Raw genomic sequence first — 12,515 nt, 5'->3', positions numbered from 1 at the left:
CCACATCCCAACCCCGATCCCCGGGAAACTCCGACACCACATCGCGCCCCTGCGCCACCACCTCCCACAACCCCTGCGGGCACACCACCCCACCCGGAAACCGACACCCCATCCCCACCACCACCACGGGCTCGTCGGCTTTCGCTGGAGAGGGCGGCTGCACGTGCCTGTCCCATCCGGACAGTTCAGCTACCAAATACTGAGCTAGTCCGGATACCGAGCCGTAATCCCACCCGACCGTGTCAGGTAGCCGCCGGCCCGTGATTGCTGCCAATCGATGACGAAGTTCGAGTGTCATTTGGGAGTCAAAACCCAGCTCCGAGAAGGCGACATCTCGATTCACCGAGTGCGGACCGGGGTGACCCAACATTTTCGCGGTCTCTGCAGAGACTGCCTCCACCACCAGCCGGTAACGTTCGCGCTGCAAGACGGCCAGCCGCTCGTTGAGTGTCCCCACCTCGGCGTTTCCAACAACAGCGCGGCTGTTCGACGCGGGCTTGTTATCAAGCTGCGCCTGCGCGGGCGACTGAGGCTCGATGGACGGAAGTTCCCAAATTGGTTTCGTTGGACTCTGCGTGCGAAGTGCACCGCGCAACAATTTTCCGGTCGCGGTTTGAGGGAGCCGCTCAACAATGGCAAACCTATGCGGTACCTTAAACGCAGACAGTCGGACAAGCAATCGCCGGTGGATGTCTTGGATAACTGATTCATCGATGAGTGCATCGTTCGTCGGGACCAGAAACGCCTGCAACATCGACGCGCCTGTCGAATCTCTGACTCCGACAACCGCGGCCTGCGCCACAGTGCCATTCTCAATAATGAGTCTCTCCACTTCGCGCGGATTAACGTTGACGCCTCCGACGATTTCTGTGTCATCCGCGCGGTGACTGTACGTAACCCACCCGTCGCCGTCCATAGAGACCTTATCCCGCGTGTCGAGCCAACCATTCTTCAACGGAGGATCGGGCCGATTCCAGTAGCGCGGTGCGATCGAGGGTCCTCGGACCCACAGGTCTCCCTCAACCCCCGGCCCGGCGGTCGTACCATCCGGCGCTACAACGCGAATCGAATAAGGTTGAAGAACTTTTCCTAAAGTCCCCAGACGCCATTCGTCAATGCTATTCGAAACGAATGTCTGCCCGACCTCCGTCGATCCAATTCCGTCCAGTATGGGGATACCGCCAAAGAATTGCTTGAGTCGCTGAGCGAGACGAACCTCGAGAGCCTCTCCCGCTGATACCACACATCGGAGCGAACGGAAGGAATCAGGAGAGAATCCGTCGACAAGTCTCGCAAAGAAAGTTGGCACACCGTAAAGGACCGATGGCTCAAATCTCGCACTTAGCTCAGTGGCCACTTCCGCACTCACGGGCAACGGATTGATCACCGCGGAACCACCTGTCGCGAGGGGGAACCAGACCGAGTTACCCAGGCCGTACGCGAAATACATGCGTGCGGTACTTAGCCCGATGTCTTCGGGGGTCAGCCGCAACGCTTTGCGACACATAGCGTCAACAAACGTCAACACGTCGGCGTGCCGATGAATCGCCGCTTTCGGCGGACCCGTAGTACCAGAAGTGTAAGTAGCGTATGCAAGAGCGTCACTACTCACCAGCTCGTAGTCAGCCGGCTCGACTTGGGTCGAATCGGACAAGAGCTCTGGCGCTTCCACGACGCCCGACGGCCGAAACCGATCGCGGAGAGCACCAGATGTGACGACGAGGGCTGGTTCCGTGTCCCGCTCCAGAAACGCGTGGTCTTCGCGATGGAGCTCCGGATTCGCGAGGAACGCCAGAAACCCACGAGCCAGGCACGCCAGCAACAGCTGCACTAAGTCCGGCGAATCCGGGAGGCACAACAGGACGCGATCTCCTCTGGAAACACCGCGGTTTCTCAGGACCTGCCCAAGACGTGCGCCACCGTCATGGATTTGGCCATGCGTCACGGCGTGCGGCGCGTAGTAAGCGGGCTTGTCATACCATCCTGCTTCTGATGCCCGCTTCGCCAGTATTCTTGCTAAGTTCCCATTCGGCACTTTGATTGACCGCCCTAGCTCACTACTGCAACCGTGCTGCGTCGATCCCTCGCATCGCAGGGAAACAATGGGGCCTCACCATTGGGCGGCACCGATGACCGAAGGTAGACACTTTTTCTGGTTTGCCGATCGAACAAACACTCACCTCGCGGCTGCGCTATGCGGAGAGCGATTTCGATCCACGGATATGAGGGCTGCGACATGATCATGTCGGCGCAATGGCCTTCTCCGGATCGGGTCATTAGGTGCAAGTCGGTTTCCACTCCTCGTATCGTATCAATTTGTATCAATGTGGTTCCAATGTCAGCAACAATCGCGTTCGTCTCATGTCGCATCTTGGAATACATTTCGAAGGAAATACTCGGTGATGACAATGACCGGTTGTCCTCCGGTAGTTATTCGATACCGGCGGCCGACCATTCCGGGTCGCGGATTCTTATACCCCGCGAGTGCGAGCCACCCAGGCGACTCTCCTTGCCAGACCTTAGCCGCCTCCTTGAATGTCTCAAGGCAACTCGCTGCCATAACCTCACCAATAGGACAATCGGTCCCTGTCAAGCTTGTCATAATTGCCGGGGGTAACAGATCGATGGCAATCAACGACTCCGCGGCGACGAATGCTTTCCCTGAACTCCGACCCTTGAGTAAGATACGACGTTGAAGAACACGGCCGATCGCTGATAGCTCCAACTCGGGCACCTTCGGCGCGACGTGGTGGATCTGCTGCTTTATGATCTGGACGACGATCTCATCGTCAGCAATGATGTTGAGAATCCGAGTGAGCGTGCCATCGGTTGCTAAAAGTATCCGAAGGTCGCGATCGAGCTTTCGGATTTCTTCAACAGATAGGGAGCACTCGGTCATATCTCTTTCCGGGGTAAGTACGAATAACCAGTCGTGGCGCAGGCCTGGCGAGGTGCCGCAACCTGGTTCGCCGCCAGCCAAGATCGCAACGTCGGCATTGAGTTATCAAGAACGCGCGCGTACCCAACGCGTCGGCTTGACACGAATCGTTGGATGGGCGGAGATTTCGAAGAACTCGGCGTGGAAGGAGACGATCTGCTGAGTGGAGCCGAAATTCACTGCCGGGTAGCCGATTAGCCAGTATCGGAGTTCGGCTCCGTCGTGGATGTCTGCCGTCATGCCCGAACATCCAAGCGCGTGAAGTCGTGGTCCAGGTAACGCTCGACGCAGGCCGAACGTCTAACCTTGCCGCTGGTGGTGATCGGAATCGAGCCCGGCGCAACTAGAACGAGATCAGCGACGCTCAGACGATGTAACTTTGATATCGCGGAGGTGACTTCACGTTTGACGGTGCGGAGCTTATCCATAGCCTCCTCGTCTGTCGGACCCCGCTTCGTGATTTCGATGATGGCCACTAGCTGCTCAGTGGGCTCATCCGGCACAGATATCGCCACAACCCGGCCGCCGGTGATTTCCTGGATTGTCGCCTCGATGTCGTCCGGATAGTGATTGGACCCGTCGACGACCAGGAGATCCTTGATGCGGCCCGCGATGAACAGTTCGCCGTCCGAAATTACGCCGAGGTCTCCGGTCCGCAACCACGGACCTGCGGGTGTGCCGGGAGAGGGCCTGACAAGCTTTGCACCGAATGTCCGCTCGGTTTGTTGGGCGTTCCGCCAGTAGCCCCTGGCAACGCTGTCCCCATGCACCCAAATCTCACCAATCGATTCCGCCGGATTCTCCATCCTGGTGTCGGGGTCGACGATCCGCACGGTAGATGCTCGCGGCGCGCCGTAACTGACCAGCTTGGCGCCACCGCCCGCTTGGCTCTGACAGCGCTTCGCCTTGCCGGCCGACAAGTGCTGGTAATCAAAACGGACACTCTTTGGTGGGCGTCCTGGTCTGGCGCTGGCCACGTACAGCGTCGCCTCCGCGAGCCCGTAGGACGGTCGGATAACCGTCTCACTGAGGTTGAAGCGGGCGAACCGGTCGGTGAAACGCTTGAGCGTCGAGGCGTTTACGCGTTCGCCACCACTGACGATCGCGCGCACGTCCCCGAGATCGAGTCCGGCCATATCGTCATCCGATGTCCGCCGCACTGCCAATTCGAAACCGAAATTCGGGGCACTCGAAACCGGTCCACTATGTTTGCCCAACAATTGCATCCAGCGGGCCGGCCGTTGCAAAAAGGACAGCGGACTCAGTAACACTGCGGTGTCTTGATTGATCATCGGCATGAGGATGCCCTGCAGCAACCCCATGTCGTGATAGAACGGCAGCCACGACACAGAAGTTGAGGGAGCCTTTTCCGAATCCTCGAAGTAGTCGGACATCATCTGTTCGAAGTTGGTGATGACGTTCTTGTGCGACACGACAACACCAGCCGGCTCGCGCGTTGACCCCGAAGTGTATTGGAGATATGCCGCGTCTGGATGCTCATATCGGGTCGCATCGAACTCCCGCGGGGAGTACAGGTCCAGCGAGTCCACCGCCACAACGATCGGTGCAGGTCGCAACGTGGCGCGCGCCTCTAGCGCATATTTTGCAACCTCGTCAATGACCGACGAGGTCGTGAGGATGACGGCCGGCAAGGAATCCCGCAATGCTGAAGAAACTCGTTCGTCGTGAATGCCGAATTGAGGAGCTGGAAGAGGAACTCCGATGAAACCGGCCTGTAGCACGCCCAAAAAGGCGGCGATGTAGTCAAGTCCCTGTGGGGCTATTATCGCGGCCCGATCACCACTCGACCCGCAATGCCTGAGCTCCTCGGCCACGATCATCGCTCGCCGGTGGATTTGCGACCAGGTGACGGTTTCGCGATAACCGCTTGGGTCTACCGCGTAGTCGATGAACCTGTACGCAGCGCGATTGGGCTGCTGGGTGGCTGCCTTCTGCAGCAGCGCTGGAAGCGACGACTCTGGGACCTTGAATCGCGTTGCGATCCGGTCCCGCGGCTGTGCCGGTTGCCTTTCCGCTCCCGGTGCCGGCTGTGTCGCTGCCAAATCATCAGGGTGAAACAACCCAGCGTTTACATCCATCCTGGTCCTCCCCATGACCCCGCCAACCGAGGCCAGCGCTCTTTCACGGCCGGTGCAGGTGAATCAGCGCCAGGCGGAGCGCACGCTGACCGGCCAACAGCTTCGGCGGCCGACAGTCGGCAAAGGTAGCTGGGACACAACGATGCCCGACTTGGCGGCGGCGTAGGTAAGCGTTCCACTCTGACATTCAAGCTGTTTCGCCCGCCCGAAGGGGCTAAACGCCGACTGTAACAGTTTGAAGAATTTGCTGACGCGTCATTAATCTGCGTCGCCGTCATGAACATCGACGCGGTGGCCGGTCGCCAGGATTGAGCTGAGCGTGCAGGACCTGCGCGACCTCGTCAATCTGTCGACTTTCAGTTCCTCTCGGCGACCGGGAACCGCTGGCGTGACGTCGTCGTCTTCAGCAATGCCGAAGCCTGACAGTCTCAGTCACGGTCGTTCGCGCTGCGGAGCACGATGTCGACGGCCGCCGCGATGGCGTCGTCGTCAGGGAGCCTGCCGAACATGATGGACGGGCACGCGACGACGCCGGCCAGCATGGACACCACCGCTTCAAGTTCAACGCCGTCAAACGCCTCTTCCAACATGGTTCTCAGCGGTCGCTGACCGTCGGTGTTGACCTTGTCTCTGATCTGGCGCATCTCCTCGACCGACGCCCACTGGGCCATGCCCGCCAGCACGCGGTCCAATTGATGGTCGATGATCGCCTCGCGGAACACTTGCAGCTCGCCGATGAGGTCCGCGCGCAGATCGCCGCTTCGTTCATGGTGCGGCAGGTTGCCCAGCGCATCGAGCGCCAGAGCGATCAGGTGCACGCGGGCCGGCCAGTGCGTGTACAGCGTGGTTTTGGAGTAGCCGGCGATCTCAGCAACCCGGGCATGGGTCACCGCGTCGGAGCCTTCGTTGGTGAGCACTTCGAAGGCTGCGCGCGCGACGTCAGCCCGAGTGCGAGCCACTCGGGCGTCTTCACCCGTACCGGATGACCTATCGCCCTTTTCGGGTGTCATCTGCGCACTTCACCTCGTTGCACTGCCCTCCCGTGGGTTGAGCCGCTCCACAGAAATTAGCTGATGAAGACCTGATTCAATACCAAATAATTTATTCACTAATGGACGTTTAGACCACTAGTGTACGGGGAATCGGCTAACTCAGCGCAGCGGCAAGGCCCCCGCCGCGGCGTTTTCCCGGCTACAGAAAAGGAAGTTAATGTCTGCCATCCTGTTCGGTTCGATCAGCACCCTCATCGACACGTCGGAACTGCAGCGCCGAGCCTTCAACGAGTCGTTCGAGGAGCACGGACTCGACTGGAACTGGTCGCGCGGTGACTACGTCGCGATGCTGGACTCCAACGGCGGCGCACAGCGAATCGCCGACTACGCGCAGTCACGCGGTGAAGACGTCGACGCCGCGGCGGTGCATGCCACCAAGTCGCAGATCTTCCGGGAACTTCTTAAAACGGCGGCGCCGACGGCACGACCCGGTGTGCTCGAGACGGTCCAGGAGGCCAAGCGCAACGATCTCAAACTCGGATTCGTCACCACGACGTCACCAGAGAACATCTCTGCGCTGTTGGCGACGCTCGCGCCGGACATCGGTGCCGAGACCTTCGACGTCATCGTGGACAGCGACGCCGTCGAAACCTCCAAGCCGGACGCCGCGGCGTACGAGTTCGCTCTGCAGCAGCTCGGCGAAGACGCCGACTCTGCGGTAGCCATCGAGGACAACGTCGGGGGTGTCACAGCGGCGGCGGCCGCCGGCGTCAAGTGCATCGCCTTCCCCAACGAAAACACCGCCGACGGCGACTTCACGGCTGCCAGTGAGACGGTCGACGCCCTCGACGCCCAGCGCATCGTGGCACTCGTCGCGTGAAGACGGCCTCAACGCCCCCCCAATTCCACCCGGCATCGAGGACATCGCAATGAGCAACCTGCAAGCACAAGTCACTATGAGTCCGAACGGCTTTCGCGTCGAGGGCTACGAAAGGATCGAGTACGACCTGCAGTACGTCGACGGCGTCTTCTCGCCGGACAGCCCGGAACTGGCCGGCAGTTATCGCCCGTACGGTCGCGCGCTGATGGTGGTCGACGAAACCGTCTACCAACTCTACGGCGACGAAATTCGCTCCTACTTCGACCACCACGGCATCGCGCTGACGGTGGTGCCGGTGCAGATCCGGGAGACCGCCAAGTCGCTGGAGACATTCGAGCGGATCGTCGGCGAATTCAACGCTTTCGGCCTGGTGCGCACCGAGCCGGTGCTCGTCGTCGGTGGCGGACTGACCACCGACGTCGCCGGCTTCGCCTGCGCCAGCTACCGCCGCAACACTCCCTACATCCGCATTCCGACCACGTTGATCGGTTTGATCGACGCCAGCGTGTCAATCAAGGTCGCGGTCAACCACGGCAAGCACAAGAACCGATTGGGCGCCTATCACGCGTCGCAGAAGGTGCTGCTGGACTTCTCCTTCCTCAGGACGCTGCCCGAAGATCAGGTACGCAACGGCATGGCCGAACTGATCAAGATCTCGGTCGTCGGAAACACCGAGATCTTCCACTTGCTCGAAGAGCACGGTGCCGAACTGTTGCGCACCCGCTTCGGATATCTGAACGGGACAGCTCATCTGCGTGCGGTGGGTGAACGTCTGACCTATCAGGCCATCGCCACGATGCTCGAACTCGAGGCGCCGAATCTCCACGAGCTCGACCTCGACCGGGTGATCGCATTCGGTCATACCTGGAGTCCGACGCTGGAGTTGACACCGCCGGAGCCCTTCTTCCACGGCCACGCCATCAACATCGACATGGCTTTGTCGACGACGCTCGCCGAGCAGCGCGGGCACATCTCGGTATCGGACCGTGACCGGGTGCTCGGCTTGATGAGCGACATGGGTCTCGCGCTCGACAGCGAATATCTGACGCCGGAGTTGCTGACCTCGGCCACGACGGCGATCCTGAGAACCCGGGACGGGCTGCTGCGCGCAGCGGTTCCTGCGCCGATCGGCCGGTGCATCTTCCTCAATGACGTGACCACCGTCGAACTCGCCGACACCCTGCTGCTGCACCGGAAGCTATGCCTCGACTACCCCCGTGGCGGCGACGGCGTCGACATGTTCACGTCAGCGGCGTCCGGAAACTCGTGTGAGTGACGTTGCCAGCCGGACTGATTGGGCGCCGCCGGCACTGAGGCCATCAAGGCCGGTAACGCCGGTGACGATCCTGGCCGAGGAGTTGGGTGAGTTGCTCCGACGAATCGACCCGTTGCCGGGGGTCGATGAAGAGCTTCTACGCCGGCTTCGGCGCGCGCGCGACCTGGCGGCCGGGCTGGATCCGTATTTGAGCCAATGCGCGACTCCCGAGTCGCCCGCGCTGGCCGCACTGGCCCGCCGCACGCACGAGATCGACTGGGACGCCTATCAACCCGGCGCAGGTGGCCGTTGTCTCGAGCAGGAGATGGTATCCGGACACGTCGAAGGTCAGTTGCTCAAGTTCCTGGTGCATCTCGCGGGGGCGCGCCGAGTCCTCGAGATCGGCATGTTCACCGGTTACTCGGCGTTGGCCATGGCCGAAGGGTTGCCCGACGACGGTGTCGTCGTCGCCTGCGAGATCGATCCAGCTGTGGCACGGATGGCTCGCCGGGCCTTCGACTGCTCGCCGGCCGGTCGCAAGATCACCGTCGAGGTCGCTCCGGCGCTCGAAACACTGGAGCAACTAGCTGCCGAAACGAGCTTAGCCGCAACTCCTTTCGACTTCGTGTTCATCGATGCAGACAAACCGGCATATTTGGCCTACGTCGATTTCCTGCTCGACAGCGAACTGCTGACCCCACAGGCCGTCATTGCGGTCGACAACACACTCATGCAGGGGCAGCCTTACTTGGATTGCGGCGACCTGTCGGTCAACGGTTCGGCGATCGTGACCTTCAACGCCGCGCTCGCGGCTGACCCGCGGGTAGAGCAAGTTCTGATCCCCTTACGCGACGGCATCACTCTCATTCGGCGGGTGCCGCAGAAGTCATCGCGATGACGGCAGTGATCGTCGACGGGGTCGGCGAATCGACGGTGCCGCGGGCGGATGCGCGAAATGCCAACGTCGGCAGAACGTTGGCGACGCTCGCCGGGTTGACTGCCACCTTGCCGATCGACCTGCTCGTGGTCGCGTCGGCCCTCGCGGTCGGCCGGGTCCGCCGGGTCCGCCGGTCGCGTAGTCCCGCAGCGGGCCGACAAACCACGTCGCGTCGCACCGTGCTGATCACCGGCGGCAAGATGACCAAGGCGCTGCAGCTGGCCCGGTCCTTTCACACCGCTGGGCATCGGGTGATTCTGGCCGAGTCGGCGAAGTACCGGTTCACCGGTCACCGGTTCTCCCGGGCAGTCGATGCGTTCTACTGCATTCCGGAACCGATCGCGCCCGGCTACGGCGACGCCTTAATCGACATCGTCCGCCGGGAAGGCGCGGACGTGTTCGTCCCGGTGTCGAGCCCCGCCGCGAGTGTCCCCGACGCACAGGCCCGGCGAATGCTCGACGGAGTCTGCGACGTCGTGCACGCCGACGCGGACGTGGTCGCCATGCTCGACGACAAAGCGGAGTTCTCGAAAGCCGCCGCCGCACAGGGACTGCGCGTTCCGGACTGGTGTCGCATCACGAGTCCGCAGCAGGTCGAGGAGTTCGACTTTCCCGACGGGCGCAGCTACATACTCAAGCGGATCGCCTACAACCCGGTCGGCCGTCTTGAACTTCCCCGGTTGTCGGGCGCAACGCCGGAGCGCAACGCCGCTCTCGCGCGATCGTTATCGGTCTCAGAGGGCGATCCCTGGATCCTGCAGGAGTTCATCACCGGCCGGGAGTACTGCACCCACGGCACCGTCCGAAGCGGACGCCTCCAGGTATACGCAGGCTGTGAGTCATCGGCATCCCAACTGAACTATGGGATGGCCGACAAGCCGCGGATCCGTTCCTGGGTCGAGCAGTTCGTCGGCGCACTGGGCGTCACGGGTCAGCTGTCCTTCGACTTCATCGAGGCCGCCGACGGGCAGGTCTACGCCATCGAATGCAATCCCCGCACTCACTCGGCAATCACGTTGTTCCACAACCACCCTCAGCTGGCGGCGGCTTATCTCGAGGACGACCACCCCGTCGTCACGCCGCTTCGCGACGCTCGCCCGACATACTGGATCTACCACGAGGTCTGGCGTCTGCTCACGCAGCCCGATCGCCGCGCCAGGCTCACCGGCATCGTCCGCGGAAAAGACGCCATCTTCACCTGGCGGGATCCACTGCCCTACCTGATGGTCCACCACCTGCAGATCCCCGCTCTGCTCATCGCAAACCTGTGGCGTCGCCGAGGCTGGACAAAAATCGACTTCAACATCGGCAAACTCGTTGAGCCCGGAGGTGATTGAGTGGCGCCTTCGAAGTTCCTGCGGGTCCTGCACCTCGTCGGCTCACCGGTCGACGACTTCTACGCCAAACTGTCTCGGGTCTACGCCGGCGGGTGCCTGAACGCGCTCGCCGATCGCACCGGCTACGACGCGCATATCGCCTACGTCTCGCCGGGCGGATCGTGGCGATTCCCCGCTACTTTGAGCGCTCGCGCGCTGGCGCAGGCTCGAGCATGCTCGATCATCGAAGCGTTGCAGCACATTGTGTCTCTGGACGTCGACGTGGTGGTTCCGCAGATGTTCTGCCTGCCGGGCATGACCGCGTACCGGGCGTTGTTCGACGTCCTCGGCATCCCCTATCTGGGCAACAAACCGGACGTGATGGCCATCGGCGCCGCCAAGACCAAGGCGCGGGCCGTCGTGGCGGCCGCCGGGGTCGCGGTGCCTGCCGGCGAAGTTCTGGCTCCCGGGCAGCGACGTACCCTGCCGCTGCCGGTGGTGGTGAAGCCGGTCGACGCCGACAACTCGATCGGGGTTTCCCTGGCCCGCGACCCCGCCGAGTACGACGCCGCCGTGAAGCTGGCGTCGGCGCACGGTGGCGCGGTGTTGGTGGAATCGTACGTCGAGCTCGGCCGAGAAGTGCGGTGCGGCAGCGTCGTTCACGACGGTGAACTGGTGTGTCTCCCGCTCGAAGAGTACGCGGTGGCTCCGGGCACCAAACCGATCCGGACCGGCGAAGACAAGATCACCCGGAACGGCGACGGCGGACTGAGCCTGGTGGCAAAGGACGACAGCAAAGCGTGGATCGTCCGCGACGATGAACTGCTCACCCGGCGGGTGTGGGCGGCCGCCCGAGGCGCCCACCGCGCCCTGGGATGTCGGCACTACAGCCTGTTCGACTTCCGGATCGACCCCGACGGGCGGCCATGGTTCCTCGAAGCCGGACTTTACTGCTCCTACGCGCCGAACAGCGTCATCTCGACGATGGCAGCAGCCATCGGCCTGAGTGTCACCGACCTGTTCGACATCGGGTTGTCCGAAGTGCAACGCGAAAGGACCGGATGCTCGACTTCACCGCCCTGACGCCGATCGGCGTTCGGCTCACCAAGTTTCGCGTCGACGCACTCGACGAGCAGACTGTCGCAAGCATGCGGGAACTGCTGGCGCAGCACGGTGTGGTCATCCTCCCCGGGCAGCACGTCGACGACAACGAATTTCTGCGGTTTCTGCGAAGTTTCGGGCCGTTGATGTTCACCGTCGGTGAAACGGCGGTGCCCGGACGCCCCGACCTGAACGTCATCAGCAACGTCGGAAGGGTGACGCCACCGCGATCGACGTTTCACACCGACACGAGCTATGTGCGGAAACCCCCCGCCTACACCGCGTTACGAGCCGTTAAGGTTCCGCAGCACGGTGGGCACACGTTGTTCACCAATCAATATCTGGCGTATCAAACGCTGCCGGCCCAGATCCGCGAGCAACTCCGCGGACGATTCATCAGGCATGTGGTGACCGGTCTGGAGCTGGGCCCGGACGAGGAGACGTCGGCGTCGCATCCGATCTTTCGCGTCCACCCGATCTCCGGGCGAACCTTCCTCTACCTGTCCACTCCGAAGCGTTGCCCGCAGGTGAGCGGCATGTCGCCACACCGAGCCGCCAAAACCGTCGGGTTTCTGTTCGCTCACTCCACGCGCGACGACAACGTCTACCGGCACCGGTGGGCGCCCGGCGACGTCGTGATGTGGGACAACCGCTGTGTTCTGCACCGGGCCGACCACGCGGGCGTCGCCGGCGACCGCGTCATGCACCGCGGCATGGTCGCCGACGGCTGACCGGCTCCATCGAAGGGAACAAAACCGAGCCCGATCGGGGTTGAGCGCAACAGGCTGAACTTTGGAGGATTGATGGCTGAAGCCACATCAGTGCCGGTGTTGTTTGTCAGCGACCCGATCGTGCTGCCCGGGATGGTCGTCCCGATTGCGTTGGACGACGCCGCGCGCGCGGCCGTCGACGCGGCCCGGGGCACCGACTCGGGCAAACTGCTGATCGCGCCGCGGTTGGACGACCGCTACCCGTCGTACGGGGTGCTGGCGTCGAT

Annotated in this window: 12 protein-coding genes; 7 read left to right on the top strand and 5 right to left on the bottom strand. The window is 62.2% G+C overall.

The features are described 5' to 3' along the window. From WA317_RS18055 to WA317_RS18035, 5 genes are all read right to left on the bottom strand, one after another. Positions 1-2,035: AMP-binding protein (locus WA317_RS18055; RefSeq protein WP_425174339.1), on the bottom strand; the 2,035-nt coding region annotated here is incomplete at its 3' end. 324 nt (positions 2,036-2,359) lie between these two features. Continuing rightward, complete coding sequence (locus tag WA317_RS18050) at positions 2,360-2,899, bottom strand: chorismate--pyruvate lyase family protein (protein ID WP_425174341.1); 540 nt, start codon at positions 2,897-2,899, stop codon at positions 2,360-2,362. A 105-nt stretch (positions 2,900-3,004) separates the two neighbouring features. Further along, entirely contained in the window at positions 3,005-3,178 is a 174-nt protein-coding gene (locus WA317_RS18045; RefSeq protein ID WP_425174338.1) for a hypothetical protein, read from the bottom strand. Continuing rightward, a complete protein-coding gene (locus WA317_RS18040; protein ID WP_425174340.1) occupies positions 3,175-4,941 on the bottom strand; it encodes an AMP-binding protein in 1,767 nt (588 codons plus the stop codon). The genes WA317_RS18045 and WA317_RS18040 overlap by 4 nt, the downstream gene beginning before the upstream one ends. Before the next feature lie 524 nt (positions 4,942-5,465). Continuing rightward, positions 5,466-6,047 (bottom strand): TetR/AcrR family transcriptional regulator, encoded by a 582-nt coding sequence (locus WA317_RS18035; RefSeq protein WP_425174337.1) that lies wholly within the window; start codon positions 6,045-6,047, stop codon positions 5,466-5,468. 199 nt (positions 6,048-6,246) lie between these two features. Between WA317_RS18035 and WA317_RS18030 the strand changes: the two genes are divergently transcribed. The 7 genes from WA317_RS18030 to WA317_RS18000 all read left to right on the top strand — a co-directional run. Beyond that, positions 6,247-6,909: an HAD-IA family hydrolase gene (locus WA317_RS18030; RefSeq protein WP_425174336.1), complete on the top strand. Its 663-nt coding sequence runs from the start codon at positions 6,247-6,249 to the stop codon at positions 6,907-6,909. Between the two features lie 49 nt (positions 6,910-6,958). Beyond that, positions 6,959-8,185: a sedoheptulose 7-phosphate cyclase gene (locus WA317_RS18025; RefSeq protein WP_425174335.1), complete on the top strand. Its 1,227-nt coding sequence runs from the start codon at positions 6,959-6,961 to the stop codon at positions 8,183-8,185. A gap of 61 nt (positions 8,186-8,246) precedes the next feature. Next, a complete protein-coding gene (locus WA317_RS18020; RefSeq protein WP_425174334.1) occupies positions 8,247-9,062 on the top strand; it encodes an O-methyltransferase in 816 nt (271 codons plus the stop codon). Continuing rightward, a complete protein-coding gene (locus WA317_RS18015) occupies positions 9,059-10,438 on the top strand; it encodes an ATP-grasp enzyme (protein ID WP_425174333.1) in 1,380 nt (459 codons plus the stop codon). Before WA317_RS18020 ends, WA317_RS18015 begins: the two co-directional genes overlap by 4 nt. After that, on the top strand, positions 10,439-11,500 hold the full coding sequence (locus tag WA317_RS18010; protein WP_425174332.1) for a D-alanine--D-alanine ligase family protein: 1,062 nt from the start codon (positions 10,439-10,441) through the stop codon (positions 11,498-11,500). It abuts the gene before it with no gap. Further along, complete coding sequence (locus WA317_RS18005) at positions 11,479-12,249, top strand: TauD/TfdA dioxygenase family protein (protein ID WP_425174331.1); 771 nt, start codon at positions 11,479-11,481, stop codon at positions 12,247-12,249. Before WA317_RS18010 ends, WA317_RS18005 begins: the two co-directional genes overlap by 22 nt. A gap of 72 nt (positions 12,250-12,321) precedes the next feature. Further along, positions 12,322-12,515, top strand: a 194-nt coding sequence (locus WA317_RS18000) for a hypothetical protein (protein ID WP_425174330.1), incomplete at its 3' end; no start/stop codon positions are given.

It is taken from the genome of Mycobacterium sp. (genome assembly GCF_049802695.1).
In the GTDB taxonomy this organism is placed as follows: domain Bacteria; phylum Actinomycetota; class Actinomycetes; order Mycobacteriales; family Mycobacteriaceae; genus Mycobacterium.
Note: the sequence above shows the minus strand (reverse complement) of the source record. Positions and strands in the feature narration are given on the sequence as shown.